This is a genomic window from Clostridium sp. AF32-7AC (genome assembly GCF_003477925.1).
Taxonomy (GTDB): domain Bacteria; phylum Bacillota; class Clostridia; order Lachnospirales; family Lachnospiraceae; genus Otoolea; species Otoolea fessa.
The window spans coordinates 202,965-222,990 of the sequence record NZ_QUEG01000002.1 but is presented as its reverse complement, the minus strand read 5'-3'; the positions used below and the strand labels follow the sequence as shown (position 1 = coordinate 222,990).

The window sequence follows — 20,026 nt, the reverse complement described above, 5'->3', positions numbered from 1 at the left end:
AAGAAAAAGCAATTTTCACAGTTCTTTTTTACGAATCTTTCCGCTTTCAGTCTTTGAAAACTCCTTTAGCAAGGCAAATTTGCGCGGGATCTCATAATCTGCCAGTCTTTCCGCCAAAAATTCCCGAATTGCCATATTGGTACAACCACATTTCCCGCTGTCACTTCCGACATTTTCTAGTATATCGGAATTTAAAAAGATTGCCAAACTTGTACCACTGAAGGTTTACAAATTGTTTTTCTTTTTACTCAACTGCCAGAACGGATATTTCACGATACCGGGTGTGTTATTGTTTTATCATTTTAAACGGTTGCTTTTCACTTCCGATGAATTTATAATAACGCCATAGGTTACAGTCTGAAACCAATCCCCGACGCAATGCGGATCTGGGGCGGACATTATAAACCGACACAGGAGGATACTGCCAAATGATCACCATTCAAAATCCGCTGACCTTTACTTCCTCTTATCCGCCCAAACGGTTAGGAGCTATCTCCGATCTGCTTTTTTTCGATATCGAGACAACCGGCTTTTCCGGCGACTACGCCTCGGTCTATCTGATCGGCTGCGTCTGGCACGACGGAAACACCTGGATTCTGACCCAGTATTTTGCCGAGACGAGGGATGCAGAGGAAGAGGTTCTCGACGCTTTTTTTGCACTTCTCCGGACAAAGCGCATCCTCGTCCATTTCAACGGCGACGGGTTTGACATTCCATTTCTGACGAAACGCTGTGTTTTTTATAAAAAGGACTGGAATTTTGAAGCGGTTGAAAGTTTTGATATTTATAAGAAAATACGCCCATTAAAAAAATTGCTGGGACTTGAAAATCTGAAACAGAAAAGCATCGAGCAGTTCCTCGGCATTGCCCGCGAAGATAAGTACAACGGCGGTCAGCTCATCGAGGTTTACGGTGAATATTTACAGACGCACTCTGAACTGCTGAAGCACCTTCTGATTCTCCATAACGAGGATGACTTAAAGGGAATGCCGCAGATTCTGCCGATTCTCGCCTACCCGGACTTTCTGACCGGCGATTTTTCTTTCAAAGGTTCAGAAAGCCGTGATATCCCATATGCGGACGGAAACTCAGAAAAGCACCTGCTGCTTCACTATGAAAGTCCCTTCTCTCTGACAAGCGGATTCCAGTTTTCCATCGGTGATCTGGAGCTGTCGGCGGAAGGAAACCGCCTGACGCTCGACCTTCCATTATATTCCGGGGAGCTGAAACGATTTTACAACGATTATGAGAATTATTACTATATGATCTACGAGGACTGCGCCATCCACAAAAGTGTCGGTCAGTATGTGGATCGCTCCGCCCGCAAGAAGGCAACCGCCAAAACGTGCTACACCCGCGCAGCCGGGCTGTTTGTGCCGCAGCCGCTTCTTGCAGATGGCACTCCGATGTGGCATGAATGCCTGAAAGCAGACTATAAGAGTAAGCAGCTGTTTGTGCCGTATTCAGAACAGCTTTTCACAGATCCAGAGACGGCAGTGCTGTACTTACATAATTATCTGAGAGAATTGTCCTTATAAATTACAGCACCCGTCCACGCTCTCTTATCTCCCGGATCACGTGACCCATCCGTTTTCTCCGGACTGCCTGTTCTTTCGCTCTCTCCCGCGCAAGCAGCGCCCGGATGAACGCAAAGGTTCTCTCCTCGCCCTGCTCTTTCAGCATCGTGAGGAGATATTCCAGCTGGTACTTCGTCCTCGGGTGCATCACGACAAAATCTCTGCCTCTTTCAAAGTATTCCCACGCACACGCATCCGTATAATCTTTTCCCTTATAAACCTTCGACGCGGCAATCCGGTCCATTACCATCTCGATCAGATAGCGAAGGGGCATTTTATTGCCGACAAGCCCCCAGGACTTGTCCGGTGCAAAATCGATCCAGTATTCGAAATGATGTTTGTTGCGTCCCTTGTGGTGCAGCCATGCCGCCGAATAGCCCTTTTCTTCTTTTTCCGCCGCATTTGGGCTGCGGTTTCCCTGATAATATTTAACGCCGGTCGCAAATTCCTCCCAGGAATACTTGGAGAGGTCGTGCAGAAGTCCCTGGCGGTACAGCCCTACCGCAAAGCAGTTTTTCATGACCTCGCATTTATGTTTCGTGATCGTCAAAAAATGATGATACGCATTGTAAATATAATTCATTTTCCTACCTCTTTCCCCTTTTCTTTCCTCCTATTTTACCCCCCGTATCCTGGTTTGACAACCCCACTTTCTTTCGCGGCTTTCTGGAAAATACCCGTTACTGGGCACACATGTGTGTACAGTAACAAATGCCCTTATTTTCCACAAAAATTTAACTATTTTTAAATGTCTGAATTTCCAGAAATTTTATGCGAAAACGTTTGACATCAATATGAAACTATGCTATTCTTGGAACAGGTCGTAAATCCATGCGGCCATCACTATTTTTTATATTTTTTTGGAGGTATCATATGAACAGAGGTACTGTAAAGTGGTTCAACAACCAGAAAGGTTACGGATTTATCTGCGACGAGCAGGGCAACGATGTATTCGTTCACTACTCCGGACTGAACATGGAAGGCTTCAAGTCTCTTGAGGAAGGCGCTCAGGTAGAGTTCGAAGTTGTTAACGGTGCTAAGGGACCGCAGGCTACTAACGTAACCAAGCTTTAATCATCAACTTTCCAGTGTACCTGTTTTCCAAATATGTTTGATATATATTTTGCGAATACGTTATATTGATCTAAGTAAAGTGATTATAAAAAGGGATACCGCTTCGGCAGTATCCCTTTTTTCGTAATTGCTCACACATGTGTGAACAGTTACCTTTTTTCTGTCCTGCCATGCGGAACATATCCAAATATCCTCTTTCCGCACAGCAGCCCTATCTATTATCTCATTTCTTTTTACTTCTTAGCTTTCTCGTACAATTTTTTCAGCTCATCCACACTAAATTCATAGTGCTTGTTGCAGAACTGGCAGTTGACTTCGATGCTCTTGCCCTCGTCGATCATCTCCTGCAGCTCCTTGCCGCCGATGCTGATCAGCGCCTTTTCTACACGGCTCTTGGTGCAGTTGCAGGTAAACTGAATCGGCATCTTATCCAGAATCTCCAGACCAAATTGTCCTAAAATCAGCTCCAGAATATCCTCCGGGGTCATTCCCTTATTTAACATCGTCGTCACCGGCTCCAGCTCACCGATCGTCTTTTCAAGTGCCGCGATCGTCGCCTCCTCTGCTCCCGGAAGAAGCTGGATGATAAATCCACCTGCCTGGCGCACCGTATTTTCTTTATTCATCAGAACGCCCAGTGCCACGGAGGACGGAGTCTGCTCGGAAGTCGCATAGTAATAAGTCAGATCTTCCGCAATCTCACCCGTTACCAGGATCGTCTGCCCCACATACGGCTCTTTCAAACCGATATCCTGGATTACGCTCAAGACGCCGACTCCCAGCGCACCGCCCACATCCAGCTTGCCCTTCGCATTCGGCGGCAGCATTACCTCCGGGTGGAACGCGTAGCCCTTGACATTGCCGTTCTTATCAGCTGTTACCGTCAGACCGCCGATCGGACCATCGCCCTCGACCCGGATGGTTAAAAGATCACTGTCCGCTTTCATCATCGAGCCCATCATGACCCCTGCCGTCATCAGGCGTCCCAGCGCTGCGGTCGCCACCGGGCTGGTATTGTGCGCCTGTCTGGCTTTCTCCACCAGATCGCGGGAAGTCGCCGCAAATGCGCGGATCTGACCATTCGCCGCCGTCGCACGGAGCATATAATCTCCGGTCTGTCCCGTTATTTCACCTGCTTTTATCTTTTCCATCATTTATACCTCTTTTCCATGTTCTCTCGCAACCACATAGATTCGGTCGCTCTCTTTTCGCGGCGCGTTCTTCGTAAATGCGTCATACGCCGCCACAAATTCCATACCCGCCTCTGTGAGCGCCTTTTTTATCTCGTCCAACGACCACGCGCGCTCAAAATGCGTCTCCTGATAGCGGCGGTATAAGTCATCCTCCTCGCGGATAAAGAGCGTCAGATCGTAGGAGTTAATTTTCTCCTCTTCATCATACTCATTTTCCCAGATGAAGCTACCCTCGTCGCGCACCTCCGCGATCGTCTCACTTCCCATTGCCTGAAACTTTGCCTCCGTGTTCAGGTCGAAAATGAACATTCCCTTCGGATCCAGATAATTGTTGACCAGCGAAAATACGTGCGCCAGATCGTCATAATCCAGAATATAATTCAGCGAATCGCAGATACTCACGACCGCCCGGACCGTCCCGTACAATTCAAATTCGCGCATATCCTGCAATAAATACAAAATTGGCAGCCCGGATTCTGCCCGTTTTTCGATTGCTTCCTGCAGCATATCCTCCGAGACATCCACGCCGATCATATCATAGCCTTCCTTTGCCAGAAGCTCCGTCAGCGTGCCGGTTCCGCATCCCAGATCCAGCACCAGACCATCATTGATCCCATATTCCTTTAAAAGAGAAGTCAGGTACCCGCACCAGTCCTCATAGGGAATATTATCCATAAACATATCATATACTTCCGCAAAACTCGTGTAAGCGTCCATTTAGCCTCTCCTTCTATATTGCCGATGCAAAAATGACTGCCATGCACCGAAAGCTTTCCCCTACTGCACAATCTCCTTCCGATGCCAGCACTCCCATCATAGCAATTTTTCGCCCTGTTTGCAAGAATAATTGAAAAAGCACGCGCAGATGACCAGGAATGGAGTAATTGTTCACAGGTAGGCACTTTTGGAACCGAACGTGCCGTAAGAAAACGTGGTGGCAGCAGGATTTTGTCGTATACACTAACTCTTGACGTTCCACGCAGAACTGACTATACTAGAGCGTATGAAAAATTTGACTGAAAAACAAAAACATTCCCCCATCAAAAGCCGCCGTTTTTACCGCCGGCAGATGTGGCTTCCGGCACTGGTGCTGATCGCGTCCATCCTGCTCCTGTGGCAGAATGCCGGGGAAAATTCACACTCCCCGCGGCCGATAAACAGCCAGTGCAAGTTTGAAGATTTTTATAACCCGGCTCAGCCCTATGTCTCGGTGAACGCTCCTTCCTTATATTATACAGGGTGCGCTGCCTACGATGGAAAGAAAGAGACCGGATATTATTATTACTCTCTGGAAAATGGAACCTGCCATTTCTATCTGCTCGATCCGTCTTCCGGCTATCCAGAGCCGCCCGAACGCAAAGCACTTTCATTAAACGGGCGTTTGATCCGCCTGAACGAGGATACCTATGAATCGCTTCTCCAGACGATGGCGGACAGTCTCTCCTGGACGGTGAGCTCCCTGCGGAACATGACTTCTCCTTATATCATATCCGCTCTGCCGTATCCCGCTCTGACGCATGAGGTATTTCATCTATTAGCCGGATGTGCGTTTCTGATCGCCCTGGTGGATCTGATCTGGCTTTTTTACCATTCACTCCGGCACCGCCGGGAGCCGCTGCAGCTTTCCGGTGAGGCACAGCAGGGGCAGCAGGATTCTTCCAGTGAGCAGCCGCGCACTTTAATTTCCCACCGCAGGAAAAAACATTGACAGACGATTCAAGCCATGCCGCTTTCCCTGGCATAGGCTGAACCGTCTGTCTTTTTTCGGCTGCTATTTCGTTTTTCTCTATTTCAGCTTATCAGATTATGCTTCTATCTGAATACACCGCGCCCAGTGTGTCCTTGAAAGTTGTACTGCCTCCGGTGACAGCGGCACATGGGCACACGCCTCTCTTCTCTTCGGACAGCGCTCATAAAAGATACACTTCTCCCCACTGCCCGCTATCTTCTTTGGTGCATTCTGGACGGACCGCTCTTTTTCCTGATTTTCCAAAAGGTTCCCTTTCGTCTGTCCCCGCTCCGGTTTTTCCATCCGGCTGTCTCTCTCCGGCTCCGCACTCTGCTTTCCTGCCTCCGCATCCAGTTCCATTGTATCCCCGCCGATCGCCGCTTCCAGCAGAAGTTTCGTGTACGGGTGCGCCGGATGCTCATAGATCTCTTCTGCCAGACCTTCTTCCACAATCACACCCCTGTAAATGACCATGACACGGCTGCAGAGCCCGCGCACGACGTTCAGATCGTGGGAAATAAAGAGGATGGTCATCTGCTTTTCGGCGTGCAGCTTCAAAAGCAGGTTCAAAATCTGGGACTGGACCGTCACATCAAGCGCCGAAACAGGCTCATCCGCGATCACCAGGCGCGGATCCATGAGAAGGGCCACGCCGATGCTGATGCGCTGTTTCTGACCGCCAGAAAGCTCTCTCGGATGGCGCGCCGCAAAGGACTCGTCCAGTCCGACATTTTCAAGCATTTCTTTCACTAGCTGCCTGCGCTCTGCGCGGTCCCTGATGCCGCGCAGGCGCAGCGGTTCTTCCAGAATCCATCCGATCGTCCGCGCCGGGTTGAGCGATCCCGCCGGATCCTGAAATACCATCTGCGGACGGACGCCGTCACGCACCTTCACCTCACCCGTATAATTGTCGTGAAGTCCCAGGATCGTCTTGCTGAGCGTCGATTTGCCGCAGCCGCTCTCGCCCACGATCCCCACAATCTCTCCCTCTCTTGCCGACAGGTTCAGATCGTGAATTACGTGTTTTTTTCCTTTTTTGCGGAACAGACCGCCACGCACATCGTAAAATACGTTCAAATCCGTCAGGCGCAGGATCTCCCCGCCGGAGCTTTCCCCTTTTTCTCCCTCCGGAATCGACGCCACCAGATGGCGCGTATATTCATGCTTCGGATGCAGAAGGACGTCTTCCGTCTGCCCTTCTTCCACGATCTCGCCCTTATAAACCACGATCACACGGCTGCAGAGCGCACGCACAACATTCAGATCATGGGAAATAAAGAGAATCGACGTTCCCTTGGTCCGGTGGATATTCCGCAGAAGCTCCAGGATCTGTGCCTGAACGACACAGTCTAACGCTGTCGTCGGTTCATCCGCAATCAGAAGACTCGGAGAATTGATCATCGCCTGCGCGATCATCACACGCTGGCGCATGCCGCCGGAAAGCTCATGCGGGTATTTACCGCACAGCCCCTCCGGGTCCGGCAGACCGACTTCTGAGAGTGCCTGCACCACCCGCTCATGAATCTCAGAATTTCCGAGTTTCGTATGGATCCGCAGGCTTTCCCCGACCTGCCGTTCGATTTTCAATACCGGATTTAAGGAGGTCATCGGCTCCTGAAAGACCATCGCCATTTTGCTGCCGCATAGCTGTCTCCGTTTTTCCGGTTTCATGGTCACCAGATCTTCTCCCTGAAAACAGAGCGATCCGGAGGCAATCTCGGCATCCTTCGGAAGTAGCCCCATCAGCGCAAGCGCACTCATGGATTTTCCTGACCCTGACTCGCCGACTACTCCGACGATCTCGCCTTTTCCGATCGAAAAGCTGATTCCCTTGACTGCCTCAAAGGTCGAATTTCCTTCTGGAAAACGGATCGACAGATTTTTTATCTCAACCAATGGTTCCATCTTTTCGCCTCCTTACTGCTGCATCGAGCGCAGCCCCTCGCTCACCATGCTGAATCCCAGAATAATCAGGATGATCGTCACGCCCGGTCCGATCGCGTACCACGGCGCATTGAACAGGTACGACTGCGCTTCGTAAAGCATTCTCCCGAGACTCGGCTCCGGCGGCTGGATTCCCAGTCCCAGATAACTCATACTCGCCTCCGCCAGCACCGCATTGTTAAATCCGATCGCCGCCGCCGTCAAAAGGCTGACCGCCGCATTCGGCAGAATATGGGCGAAAATAATCCGGATATGCCCTGCGCCAAGGATCCGCGCACTCTTGACAAAATCCAGTTCCCGGCACCGTATCACCTCACTGCGGACGATCCGGGCAAAACTCGGGATAAAAAGGATTCCCAGCGCCAGAATGATGTTGTAGCTTCCCGGCTTCGTCAGGCTGATGAAGATAAGCGCCAGAAGAATGCTCGGAAACGATAAAAGGATATCATTGAAACGCATGATCAGGTTATCGAAAAAGCCGCCGAAATAGCCGGTCAGCGCACCGACGATCGTGCCAAACACACACCCGATCAGAACCGTGCAGACTGCCACAAAAAAGGTGCTGCCGCTTCCCGCCATCACACGGCTCAAAATATCGCGCCCGAAGTTATCCGTTCCCAGCGGGTGTGCTGCACACGGCGCCAGATTGACTGCCATGGAGTCCATCGTCGTCGTCCCATACGGCGTCCAGAACTGTCCGATCAGGGCAACTGCCAGAAAGAACAGCGTGATCGCGCCCCCTATCATCAGATTATAATTCTTTCGTTTCATTCATCTTCCCTCTATTCTTCCGCCGTCCGGACTCTCGGATCCAAAACCTGATAAATCATATCAACCGCAAAATTGATAAGTACGACCACCGATGTGATATACAGCACGATCGCCTGCACAACCGGATAATCACGGTTGGAGATCGAGCTGATCAGAAGTCTTCCGATTCCCGGCACGCTGAACACCTGCTCCGCCACGATGCTGCCGGCAAGGATCTCCGCGATTACCATCGCAAAGAACGTCACAACCGGAATCATCGCATTTTTCAGCACATGCCCGTACAATACCGCCGTTTCCGTATTGCCGCGGCTGTAGGCAGTCCGCACGTATTCCCGGTTCATCTCGGTCAGAATCGAGCTTCGCAGGAATTTCACCACCATCGCAATCTTCGGCAGCGCCACCGCGAGCGCCGGAAATAAAAGGTACTGTGCAGACTTTCCGAAATTTTCCGACGGTTCGATAAATTTACCCGGCTGGAACATATGAAGAATCAGTCCAAACACGTATGTCAGGATCATGCCGAGAAAGAATGACGGCACCGCCATCAGAATCTGCGTCAGGCAGTTCGTCAGCGTATCGACCCATTTCCCGGCAAACCGGGCACTCAGGATTCCGAGCGGAACTGAAATCACCGTGATGATGAGCAGGGAAATGACTGCCAGAAGCACCGTGACCGGAAGCCGCTGTGCCAGAAGGGAGCGGACTGAGGTTCCCTCATACCGGTAGGACTCCCCGAAATCCCCCTGCATCGCATCGGTCACCCATCTTCCATACCGCTCCAGAAGTGGATCATTTAATCCCATCTCATCCCGCGCCCGCTCTAACTGCTCTTCCGTCGCGTCCTTTCCCAGCCTGGAAAGTGCCGCATCGCCCGGAATCACAGAAAAAGCGGTAAACGTCAGGAAGGATATGACCAACAATGTGATAATGAGAGTTATCAGTTTTTTTATAAAGAATTTCATAATTCCCTCCTGCGTTTACCGCTTCTTATTCTGTTGTTATTTCCTGGTTACTGTTCACGGGCAGGCACTTTTGGAACCGAAAGTGCCGTAAGAAAACGTGGTAGCAGCAGGAATTTGCTGGATTGTAACTGTATATTTTACTGCTCTACCTGATATAACAGGGACATATCCTCTGCTGCCGTCGGGTAGAAGGTGTAGCCGCCAAACTTCTTGCTGACTGCTACGAGGTTCGCCGGATCTTCGATGTAAACGGCTGCCGCATCCTCTGCCAGGATCATCTGCGCCTTCTTGTAGTTTTCTACTTTTACATCGTCATCAACGGTTGTGTATGCTGTATTAAATACATCGTCGTACTCAGTGTTGGAGTAATGCATGAAGTTCTTCGCATCGTCTGTCACATATTTCTTGAGCCAGTCGCTTGGTGCCAGCGTTCCGTCAAAACCGATGACAGTCGCCTGGAAGTTGCCTCCCTTGTATACATCCTGCAGCCAAGTGCTCCACTCAACCTGATTTAAGGTCACATTGATGCCGACCTGGGACAGCTCATCCGCGATGATCTGCGCGCTGTCTACGTGCTGGCTGTATGAGCTCGGAACGGTGATTTCCAGATCAAAGCCATCTGCGTATCCGGCATCTGCCAGAAGCTCTTTTGCCTTCTCCGGATCGTAGCTGTATACGGTCTCTGCTTCCGGCTCATAGTATTTCGACATTGCCGGGATCATATGGGAGCCGATGATGTGGCTCTTTCCGCCGAAAATAAAGTTGTTGATCGCATCGCGGTCTACCGCATAGCAGAGTGCCTGACGCACCTCTGTCTTGGAAAGCGGCTCGTAAGCGCCGTTTAAGTACATCGCATGGACGAGGTTCATGCTTCCCTGTACGATGTTGTAATCTTCATCGCCCAGTGTCTCCGCCTGTGCGGCGGTTAAATATTTCAGAATGTCGATGGTGCCTGCCTGCAGCTCTACAAATGCGGTGTCCACATCGGCAATAAATTTAAATTCCACGCTGTCCAGGCTCGGAACGCCCTCCTGCCAGTAGCCGTCATATTTTTCCAGCTCCAGGTTCTGTCCCGGTGTGTAGGAAACATATTTGAATGGACCGGTACCGATCGGATTGCCTGCCGGGTCCTCGTTGGACTGCGGAATGATGGCAATCGTCATCATCGGAAGAAACTCTGAATAACTTTCTTTCAGGTTTACAACCAGTGTCTTATCATCCTGCACCTCTACACTATCTACAAGCGAAGAAAAAGCGGAGGATTCGCCCTGAATCTCCGCATAACGATCGATGGAATATTTGACATCTTCGATGGTAACCGGTGTGCCGTCATGGAATGTGACGCCATCTCTCAATGTGAAAGTATAAGTCTTTGCATCATCGGAAATGGTGTAATCGCTGGCAACAGCCGGAATAAATCCGCCATCGGAAGTAGGCTTTACAAGCCCTTCGTACAAATTGAAAACCACGTCTCTAGTTCCTGCGTCCGTATCTACATGGGGGTCAAGACTAGCCAGGTCCTGCGTCATGCCATACACAACGCTGCCGCCTGGTACTGGTGTTCCTTCTGAAAGAGTATTACTGGTCTCTGCTTCGCTGGACTCGCCAGCTGCTTCTGAGGTGCCTTCTGCTGTCTTGCTGCCTCCGCATGCACAGAGTGAAGCAGATAACAAAAGTGCCATTACGCCTGAAAGAAGCTGTTTCTTTTTCATATCTTTGTCCTCTCGAATTCGTAATAATCTCTCATTATTAAATTGTCTTAGCCATTATAGCAGATTTTCATAGAAAATCAACTTTTCCAGCATAATTTAGGACTTTCTCACTATCTTTTAGGATGTTTTTTGTTGAAATTTACGAATTGATCCGGCTCGAAACTGTCAAAAATAAAAACATCAAACTGTTTCCGGTGCCGGTTTAATTCGCCCTGGTTTTTAATCGTCCACGCCGCCATCTTACATTTGTAGAAATAGCGCAGCATTTCCACCGGAAGCGTGTTGCTGAACTGGCAGTTGTACGCAATGAAATCCGGTCTGCAAAATCCGTTCAGCATACAGTATGTAAGCATCTCCCGCACAATGACCGGCGTTTTCAATCCCTCGCCGCGGTGATTGGTCGCAAGCTGTCCGCGCAAAACATTTGGACGATGGCGCTTAAACCAGCCGAGTGCCAGCGGACTGAACGATTCGATGCAGTACTCACCCGGATAACGGTCTAAAAGCACCGCGCATTTCTCGCACAGCTCCCGGTGGACAATCTCCGCTTTCAGCTCGATGATAAGCGGTGTGCGTCCATCCGCCAGCTCAAGCACTGTCTCAAAGGCCGGTATCGTCTGGGATGAACCAAACAAACGATAACTTTGCAGCTCTTCAAAGGTACAGTCGCGTATCTTCCGATCAACGCCCGCCGCCCGCTTCAGATCCCAGTCGTGAAATACGACCGGAACCCCGTCTTTTGTCAGCTGTACATCCAGCTCGATCCCATATCCCATCTGGATCGCGCGCTCAAACGCCGGGAGCGAATTTTCCGGACATTCACCCCGGTTGTCATGAAATCCCCGGTGGGCGATGTATTGCCGCTCAAATGCCTGCATTCTCGCCTTCCGCCCCGTCTCCGGCAGCATACTGCAGTAAAACAGAGATAAGAGCGATATCGTCACCATCCCTGGAATTACGATTGTCATATGTAAATAGCCTCTTTTCTTTCGTCACACAACGGCTCTGCGCCGTCCTACTAATCTTCTATCTCCCAATGCACCTGGCTTCCACCATTTCCCTTTTTTACCACCAGCTTGTGTCCCATCTCCTCTTTCAGCTCCGTCACGTGGGAAATGATGCCGATCAGGCGTCTTCCTCCGGACAGCTCCTGCAGCACCTGAACCGCCCGCGTTCGTGATTCCTCATCCAGGGAACCAAATCCCTCATCAATGAACATCGCATCCACCTTCACGCTGCCTGCCGCATTCTGGATGACATCCGCCATGCCGAGCGCCATCGCAAGCGCCGCCAGAAAGGATTCTCCACCGGACAGCGTTTTGACGTCCCGGACCCGGTCAGTCACAAAGCTGTAGACATCCAGGTCAAGTCCCACTTCTCCCTGTTTTCCCAGATCGGCCAGACCGCGGCATTGAAGTTCAAAGGTTCCTTTCGTCATCCGGCGCAGGCGGCGGTTAGCTGCCTGTATCATCTGGCGGAAATACTGGCGCTGTACATACGTCTGGAAATCGATCCGCGCCGCACCGCTCAGTTTTCCGTCCGCCGTCTGGTAAAGTTCGCTGATCTGCTGTTTTTCCCGGTCAAGCTGCTCCCGTTCCTGCAGATACACCCGAAGTGCCGCATATGCATCCTCGTTGCGCGTCCGCACCGACACATGTTCCCGGTGAAGCCGCGACCAGCGCGTTTTTTCCTCTTCCCAGTGCCGGATCGCCTGCTGGATTTTTTCTTCCGGATCTGTTTCCGAATCTGCTTCCATATGTTCCCGGAGCGAAGATAAGCTTCCCTCCAGCTCCCGGCATTTTTCCCGGCACTCCCGTGCTTTCTTATCAGCCGCTGTCACCGCCTCTGCAAGTGTTTCCAGCTCCCGGCTGCGCTTCTCAAGCTCCACCCGGAGTGTCCGGCTGTCTTTCCACTCCAGCCGCTTCGAGAGTTCCTCCAGCTCATTACGTCTCGTCTGGCTCTCGATCGCCGCCTGCTGCACCTCACTTCTTTTAAGCTCCAGCGCAGCTTCCAGCTTCTTCTGTCCGGCTCCGTTCGCCTCCCGTTTCTGCCGGATCGTTTCTTCCATGGCAATCCGGTCAGTATAAGTGGTTTCCGCCTGCCTGCATCGCCGGATTTCCTGTGCCATCTGCCGGAGCTCCTTCTCCAGAGCATCCACATCCGGCTGGGCTGCCGGGCTGTCCTGATTTTGGCCGTACAGCTTTCCCTGGATCTCTATCCGCCGTCTGCTCTCATGTTCCAGCGAGATCTGCGCCTCCTGGCACGCCTCAGCGGCTGTCCTCTGCTTCTGATCGGCATCATCCCGCCCGGCACGCAGCGCTTCCACCTGTTCCTCCCGGATCGGCTCTGTCTCCAGACGGCAGGGAGCCGGGTGTTCCAGCGAGCCACAGACCGGGCACGGTTTTCCTTCCTGCAGCTCTGCCGCCAGAAGTCCCGCCTGCATCGCCAGAAAGCGGCAGGACGCGTCCTGATACAACTGATCTGACTGCTGGTACGCCCGCGCGGCTGCCTGAAATTTTTCCTGGCGTTTTTCCAGTGACTTTCTCCATGTCCGCTCCGCTTCACAGCATTTCCCTAACTCCTGCAAAACCGCCTGGCGCCGTTCCATCTGCTCCCGCCGTCCCCGGCATTCTGCCAGGGCAGCGCGCGCCTCTACCGCCTCCCGCTCCTGGTTTCGAAGTATTTCTTCCTGCGTACGGCACGTTTCCAGCTGATTCTGCATTTTTTTCAGGTTTTGGGTCAGAGCCGTCCGCTGATGTTCCAAAGTTTCATATGCCTGCCGTTTTTTCTCCTGCTCCGCATAGAGCGGAAGCGCATCCTGCATCCGCCGGATCTGATCCTCCAGCTCCGGTTTCCGGCTCTCATAGGCTGCGGCAGCTTCCCGACGCCTAGCCTCCATCTCCCGTCCAAATGCTTCCAAACGGCTTTTTTCTTCCAGTACCCGTTTTTCCTTTTTCACAAGCTCCAGATGGTTCTGTCCGGCGGCAAGCTTCTGGATTGCATTCTCCTCCAGTCTCCCCGCCTCTTCCTCAAGTCTCCGGCTTTCCTCCGACAACTGATGTAGAAATGTAAGCAGTTCCGCTCCATTTGTCCGGTACCGCTCTTTCAAAGACTGCCATCTTTCTTCCCACTCCAAAGCTGCCGCCTCCTCCGTCCTGGGAACCGTCACCTGTCGGATGACCTCCTCGCACCGGGTCTTGTTATCCTCCAGCTTTCCATACAGCGTCCGATCTGCCTCCCGCAGCTTCTGCTGGATTCTACCGTAAATCCCGGTATGGAAAATGCGCGAAAATATCTCTTTTCTTTCTTTGGAGGATGCATGGAGCAGACGGATGTATTCGCCCTGTGCGATCATCGCGATCTGCGAAAACTGATCTCGGTCTACGCCCACGATCGTCCGGATCTTCTCATCGATCTCACGGATCCGACCGGACACCTCACTTCCATCCGGCAAAAGCAGCGACGCTTTCGGCGACACACTCGTCGCCGTGTACGCGCCGTCCTTATTTTTCCGCTTGCTGAGGCGCGTGTATGCCGGACTGCGGCGGATCGTATAATCCTGCCCCTTATCCTCAAACGTCAGTTCCACCCAGGTCTCCGCGTCCTCCGGTGCATACTGGCTGCGAAGCATCGCGCCCTCTCTCCCGGCGCCGCTCGCCGCCCCGTAGAGCGCAAACGAGATCGCGTCAAAGATCGTCGTTTTGCCTGCCCCCGTATCGCCCGTGATCAGGAACAATCCCGTCCCCGCCCGTTCGAAATCAATCTGCGTCACGCCCCCATAAGAGCCAAACGCCGACATTGTAAGCAGCTTCGGTTTCATACGCGTTCCTCCTCCTCTGCCTCTTCCACCATGCGCGCCAGAATCGTCTCCTGTTCCTCTGTCATCGGGCAGTGGCGCACCGCCTCATAAAAAGAGGCAAATGCCTGAAACGGCGTCACCGCCCCTTTTTCCTCCGGTTCTTCCTCCAGTCGTTTCCGCGTCCTCTCATTGTCCACCCGGATCTCCAAAATATGCGCAAATAACTCCTCCAGGCGCTCCCGGAAATCGTACATTTCTTTTTCGTCCGTCAGGACCACGCTCACATACGCGTCCGCGCGTCCGCTTCCATCCGGCATCTTTTCCATCGTATCTGAAAGCAGCTTGAGTTCTTCCAGTGTCCCCCGCACGCGCTTTACATCGGGATGGCAGAGAATCGGCAGGCGGCGGATCTGAGGCTCACTTCCTTTTTCTCCCAGTTTCACCACCGTGATCCCCTTCTGATGGTGTTCTTCACTGATCGAATATTTGTACGGCGTCCCACAATAGCAAAACCGCTCCTGCCCTACCTTCTGTGCCCCGTGGATATGCCCTAACGCCGCATATTCAAACGGTTCCAGCACCGACGCATCGATCGCATCCAATCCTCCGGAGGTCAGCACCGCCGTCTCCGAATCGCAGGTTTCCGGATTCTGACCGTTCCAGACAAAAAACTGGTGCGCCAGAACCACATTGCGCTCCTGCTTCCGGATCGTCTCCCGCGCCAGGAGTTTCTGGAATGCATCGGTATAACCATTGGTGTCAAACAAATGGCGCACATGACCCGGACGGATAAACGGTACCAGATAAAAATGAACCGGTCCCCACTCATCTGTAAGTGTGACCTGCTTTAAATACTCCGTCCGATCTGCCGGCGGCAGCGCCGCGATATGGATCCGGTGGCGTGCCAGAAACGATGCGCCATACGCCAGCCGCTCCGGTGAATCGTGATTTCCCGCAATGATCAGGATCTCCGTCCCCGGACAGCGCCCGGATAGCTCGGTCAGAAACCAGTCAAAAAGCGTATACGCTTCCCCCGCCGGGACCGATTTATCATAAATATCCCCGCATATCAGAATCGCATCCGGCTTCTCTTCCTCCGCATATTTAAGTATCTGCAAAAACGCATTCTTCTGGCTCTCGCGCAGGCTATAGCCATTTAACATTTTCCCGATATGCAGATCAGAAAGATGAAATAGTTTCACGCAGGCACACCTCCTTTTTCTTTCTTTGATCCACTGTTTTTTTGATTTCCAATTTTTTCCGCTTAAACATATAGGCATTTTCCGGACATATATGGCAAAAAGCGCCGACACATCGAACCACTTCCCGTGCCAGCGCCTTTTTTGGTTACTGTGAACAGTTACCTTTTTCTGTTTTGTTCTTCACTCTTAATCCAGCTGGATCAATGCCATAAAGACCAGATCTTCATCTCCGGTATTGGCAATGCCATGACCACAGCCATCCGGCGTGAAGGTCTTATCGCCGACGGTAACCGGACGTTTCGTTCCATTATCATCGTACTCGCCCTGTCCCTTGATGATATAATACGTCTCGCTCTCGCCGTGGTGCTCATGATAGCCCAGGGAACATCCCGGTGCGATCGTTACCTCGGCAAACATCTTACATTTTGCATTTAACTCATTGTCATCCAGAATGTATTTTACAACTACCTGTCCTTTACCGCCGTTCGCATTTTCCTTAACAACTGTCTTCATGCTGCTTCCTCCTCATCCTGTGCCATTCTTTCAGATTCGTTCGACACTATTTTTCTATGGAGTATTATAAGCGATTTTTTTCTCAACTTCAAGATCTCTACTTAAGCGCAATCCGCATTTGTTGCAGTTCAGAAAATTCCTACTTGCTAAGTTCAATCCGCATTTCTAACTCGCTGTACGGAATTGTCACCTCCGGGAATCCTTCCGCATACGATGCAATCTCATACGGCGCATAATAGAAAACCACGCCCGTCTCGCTCAGATAAAACGGCGATTCGTAGCTGATGCCGTCTGCCACCGTATGTTCCAGATCCTCCGGTGATTCAAAAGCAAAATTTGTCTTTTCCGCCAGCTCCCGGAATGCCGCACCAACCTTCGCCTGCAGCTCCTCCACCGGATTCTCAACCACATCGCTCAAAGACAGGCGTGCCCCCGTTTCCCGGTCAAAGACAAAATACTGGCGGAACGGCGTTCCGTGTGCGCCTCCCGTATATTCGTATCCATCCGCACGGACGCAGACATAATGATCATCCAGATACGTAATCGCGTCATCTCCGTCGATCGTAAGAGCCATCGAATAGATCGGCTGCGCTGCATCCGCCTCCTGCGGAAGTACCTCTTCCTCCGATCCGTCCGTTTCCGCTGTATCGATGCTCATCTCCGTATCAAGATTCATGGAATCCGTCCGCGCCGCCGACAGAACCGACGCCTGCAGCTCCTGCATCGTCTGGTTCATCGCCTCGACCGCATCGCCCTCTCCGTCAAATACCAGCCGTTCTGCGTACACACTTCCCAGCTCCCGGCTTCCATCCGCACTCTTTAACGTCTCCGACTGCGCCTCGACATGCCCCAGCTCCCGGATCGGAGACTGGAACAGAACCGGCTCTAACAACGTCACTTCCCCGCTTGCCGCATCATCCAGCGTTTTTTCGCCCAGATAAACGCCGTAATCCTTAAACTGCTGGCAGTATGCCTGATTTCCCGTCACATAAAAATTACCATACATAGAAAAATCATTCGTCATGCCCGGCTCTTCCTCGACCGTAAAAAGCGCATTCTGCGCCTCGGCGGCATTTGCCGCTGCATCTGCCTTAGCATCCGCCGCAATCCGCTTAAACGAATACTTTCCCGTGCTGATCTGGGACGCCTGATTTTCCATCAGGTACAAATATCCGTCCTGATACTGCACCAGGCTGATATTTTCCGCCGTCTCATATAAAAGCGTCCGTTTCTCCGGGTCAGAGACCTCATAGCGGTAACACTGCGTATTTCCATTGCCATCCCGAAGCAGGGCAAAAAATGCGTCCTTCGCAAACAGCACCGACGATGTATTCGTAATATCCGAAATTTCCCTCGGATGGCTGCCGTCCACATCCGCAATCACCAGGCAGGTTTCATTCTGCACCGGCATATACCCAAACTGTTCCGTATAATATGGAAGAATCCCATTAAACAGCTCGCTGCAGCCTGCCGGAATCTCCCCGTAGATCGTGTCTGACGGTGACAACTCTCCCGCTGTTTTGCCATTCTCATCGAGCGTATAAATGACATTCATGTTATAACCCTTGACATACAGGCGGTTCTTTGACGCATAGAGCACCGACGGCTGATCCGTCAGATCCGCTAAATGCTCTTCCACACCACTCTCCAAATCCAGCCGGTACAGCCCATAAAACTCCGTGCCCTGTGTGCTGCCACTCTCCGCCTGTATCCGCTCAAAATACAGCCCGCCTCCGTAGACCCAGAAGGTGCTGTTTTCATCTCTCGTGTCAAACTGGCAGAGCGTCTTCATCTCGCCTGTCTCCTTCGAAAGGGAACGGATCTCCGTGCGGTATTTGAGGTACAGCATGCCATTCTCCTCCAGCACCCGATCCGCCGCTCCGAGCGCCGTGCTGACCGCGCCCTCCGTTTCCTCTGCCGCCTGTGTCTGCGCTGTTGTCTCAGCCGCCGGTGATTTTTTGCACGCTGACAGGGCTGCCGAAGCAGCAATCAAAAACATCGAAGCCGCCAGCACTGCCCTATACCCTGTCTTTTTCTGAACCTTTTTTCTCTGGTTCTGCTCTGTTCTTCCCTGATTCTGTTTCATTTCTTCCCGTTTCCACTCTTTCTGAGCCATCCGTCCAAACTCCCCACACTTTTTCTATTTTTCATCGGACCTGCGTCCGCTTTTTCTTCTGAATACAGGCGGAAATGGTAAATCCATCCCCGCCTGTCATACAGTGTACCCTGTTTTTTTTGCAATGTCAAAAGGTGTTCCAATATATTAAGTTATATTAATGAAACTGTAAGATTACAGTGCGCGGGTCTTTGACACCTGCATACCAGCTTTATGAGGCAATCGGCATTCCTACTGCAAATTATCCGGTCCGAATCCCATCGGTAGAAGCTCCGCCAGTGTATAGACCTTATATTCCTTCACCGAACGTGCCAGAATGATCTGAAATCTATCATCCTGGCAGAATTCCTTCATCACCTGACGGCACACGCCGCAGGGCGCACACCAGTCAAATTCTGAAGCTCCTTCCGGGCCACCCACAATGGCAATCGCTGTAAAGCTGCGTTCACCCTCACTGACTGCCTTAAAAAAGGCAGTGCGTTCCGCGCAGTTTGTCGGTGTATAGGCTGCATTTTCAATATTGCAGCCACGGTAAATCCTACCTTCCTCCGTCAGCAGTGCCGCTCCCACCTGAAAATGAGAATAAGGTGTATAAGCCATCTTCCGTGCAGCAAATGCCTCCTCGATGAGTGTTTCTATCCTCTCATTATTCATTTTTCGCATCCTCCCGAATCAAGATACGGATGGCTTCCACTGCTGTCCGGATCGCTGCCTCTGTATCATGGGCCTGTTCATTGGACAGACCTTTTTTCGCACGCTCCTGATTGGCCAGAACCAGGAAACAGGCACCTACACGCACCCGAAGGAAGCTGCCTGCGATAAACAGCGCTGCTGATTCCATCTCCGAAGCCAGACATCCCATCCGAAGCCATGCCTGCCATTTATTTTCAAGCTCATAGCTGACCGGCATCACCTCCGGCTCATGCTGTCCAAAGAAGGAATCCTTCGACTGTACAACGCCCGCATGACAGCGGAACTTCAGATTCTTCGCTGCACGGATCATGGCATTCATAACATCCACATGGGGAACAGCCGGGTACTCAATGGGAGCGTACTCTCTGCTGGTTCCTTCCATGCGGATAGCTCCGCTTGCAACTACGATATCTCCGCCCAGTACATCCTCCTGCATACCGCCACAGGTGCCCACACGCAGAAAAGTATGGGCTCCGCACTTGGATAACTCCTCGATAGCGATAGCCGCTGACGGACCACCGATGCCGGTTGACGTCACACTGACTTTTACCCCATCGATGGTTCCCGTATATGTGGTATATTCACGATTATCCGCAACTAACGCCGGATTTTCAAAATGTTCTGCTATCTTCTTGCATCGCTTGGGGTCCCCCGGCATGATGACATATCCACCGATATCCTCCGGACCGATTCCTGTGTGGTACTGTTTTCCCGTTCCTTCTGTATAATCAACCATATAAT

At 51.7% G+C, this 20,026-nt stretch carries 17 protein-coding genes; 3 read left to right on the top strand and 14 right to left on the bottom strand.

The features are described from left to right. The first annotated feature begins 428 nt into the window (after window positions 1-428). On the top strand, window positions 429-1,538 hold the full coding sequence (locus tag DWZ45_RS05165) for a ribonuclease H-like domain-containing protein (protein WP_118467996.1): 1,110 nt from the start codon (window positions 429-431) through the stop codon (window positions 1,536-1,538). 1 nt (window position 1,539) lies between these two features. Here DWZ45_RS05165 and DWZ45_RS05160 read toward each other — a convergent pair whose 3' ends face one another. Continuing rightward, entirely contained in the window at window positions 1,540-2,160 is a 621-nt protein-coding gene (locus DWZ45_RS05160; protein ID WP_022359798.1) for a DUF5662 family protein, read from the bottom strand. 290 nt (window positions 2,161-2,450) lie between these two features. Between DWZ45_RS05160 and DWZ45_RS05155 the strand changes: the two genes are divergently transcribed. Then, window positions 2,451-2,651: a cold shock domain-containing protein gene (locus DWZ45_RS05155; protein ID WP_022359797.1), complete on the top strand. Its 201-nt coding sequence runs from the start codon at window positions 2,451-2,453 to the stop codon at window positions 2,649-2,651. 233 nt (window positions 2,652-2,884) lie between these two features. Here DWZ45_RS05155 and hslO read toward each other — a convergent pair whose 3' ends face one another. Further along, window positions 2,885-3,805 carry an Hsp33 family molecular chaperone HslO gene (gene hslO, locus DWZ45_RS05150; protein WP_333489824.1) on the bottom strand — a complete coding sequence of 307 codons (921 nt, stop codon included), beginning with the start codon at window positions 3,803-3,805 and terminating at the stop codon, window positions 2,885-2,887. Then, window positions 3,806-4,561: a class I SAM-dependent methyltransferase gene (locus DWZ45_RS05145; protein WP_022359795.1), complete on the bottom strand. Its 756-nt coding sequence runs from the start codon at window positions 4,559-4,561 to the stop codon at window positions 3,806-3,808. A 295-nt stretch (window positions 4,562-4,856) separates the two neighbouring features. On the opposite strand from DWZ45_RS05145, the gene DWZ45_RS05140 reads away from it, so the two are divergent. Next, a complete protein-coding gene (locus DWZ45_RS05140; RefSeq protein ID WP_147352089.1) occupies window positions 4,857-5,552 on the top strand; it encodes a hypothetical protein in 696 nt (231 codons plus the stop codon). Between the two features lie 96 nt (window positions 5,553-5,648). Here DWZ45_RS05140 and DWZ45_RS05135 read toward each other — a convergent pair whose 3' ends face one another. The 11 genes from DWZ45_RS05135 to udp all read right to left on the bottom strand — a co-directional run bounded on the left by DWZ45_RS05135 (window position 5,649) and on the right by udp (window position 20,021). Beyond that, complete coding sequence (locus DWZ45_RS05135; protein ID WP_118467994.1) at window positions 5,649-7,478, bottom strand: ABC transporter ATP-binding protein; 1,830 nt, start codon at window positions 7,476-7,478, stop codon at window positions 5,649-5,651. Between the two features lie 12 nt (window positions 7,479-7,490). Continuing rightward, a complete protein-coding gene (locus tag DWZ45_RS05130; RefSeq protein WP_107000170.1) occupies window positions 7,491-8,288 on the bottom strand; it encodes an ABC transporter permease in 798 nt (265 codons plus the stop codon). Between the two features lie 11 nt (window positions 8,289-8,299). Further along, the gene (locus DWZ45_RS05125) at window positions 8,300-9,250 is read right to left on the bottom strand and encodes an ABC transporter permease (RefSeq protein ID WP_022359791.1); all 951 of its coding nucleotides are present in this window, start codon (window positions 9,248-9,250) and stop codon (window positions 8,300-8,302) included. A 137-nt stretch (window positions 9,251-9,387) separates the two neighbouring features. Then, on the bottom strand, window positions 9,388-10,962 hold the full coding sequence (locus tag DWZ45_RS05120; protein WP_118467992.1) for an ABC transporter substrate-binding protein: 1,575 nt from the start codon (window positions 10,960-10,962) through the stop codon (window positions 9,388-9,390). Between the two features lie 110 nt (window positions 10,963-11,072). After that, window positions 11,073-11,930, bottom strand: a complete 858-nt coding sequence (locus DWZ45_RS05115; RefSeq protein WP_118467990.1) for a glycerophosphodiester phosphodiesterase family protein — start codon at window positions 11,928-11,930, stop codon at window positions 11,073-11,075. Between the two features lie 50 nt (window positions 11,931-11,980). Continuing rightward, window positions 11,981-14,782, bottom strand: coding sequence for an SMC family ATPase (locus DWZ45_RS05110; RefSeq protein ID WP_118467988.1), 2,802 nt, complete (start codon window positions 14,780-14,782; stop codon window positions 11,981-11,983). Continuing rightward, on the bottom strand, window positions 14,779-15,963 hold the full coding sequence (locus tag DWZ45_RS05105; protein WP_118467986.1) for an exonuclease SbcCD subunit D: 1,185 nt from the start codon (window positions 15,961-15,963) through the stop codon (window positions 14,779-14,781). Before DWZ45_RS05105 ends, DWZ45_RS05110 begins: the two co-directional genes overlap by 4 nt. A gap of 186 nt (window positions 15,964-16,149) precedes the next feature. Continuing rightward, the gene (locus DWZ45_RS05100) at window positions 16,150-16,476 is read right to left on the bottom strand and encodes a cupin domain-containing protein (RefSeq protein ID WP_107000176.1); all 327 of its coding nucleotides are present in this window, start codon (window positions 16,474-16,476) and stop codon (window positions 16,150-16,152) included. 139 nt (window positions 16,477-16,615) lie between these two features. Further along, window positions 16,616-18,592, bottom strand: coding sequence for an RsiV family protein (locus DWZ45_RS05095; RefSeq protein ID WP_118467984.1), 1,977 nt, complete (start codon window positions 18,590-18,592; stop codon window positions 16,616-16,618). Window positions 18,593-18,823: 231 nt separating this feature from the next. After that, the gene (gene cdd, locus DWZ45_RS05090; RefSeq protein ID WP_118467982.1) at window positions 18,824-19,246 is read right to left on the bottom strand and encodes a cytidine deaminase; all 423 of its coding nucleotides are present in this window, start codon (window positions 19,244-19,246) and stop codon (window positions 18,824-18,826) included. Continuing rightward, window positions 19,239-20,021 (bottom strand): uridine phosphorylase, encoded by a 783-nt coding sequence (udp, locus tag DWZ45_RS05085; RefSeq protein ID WP_118467981.1) that lies wholly within the window; start codon window positions 20,019-20,021, stop codon window positions 19,239-19,241. The genes cdd and udp overlap by 8 nt, the downstream gene beginning before the upstream one ends. Between the last annotated feature and the right edge of the window lie 5 nt (window positions 20,022-20,026).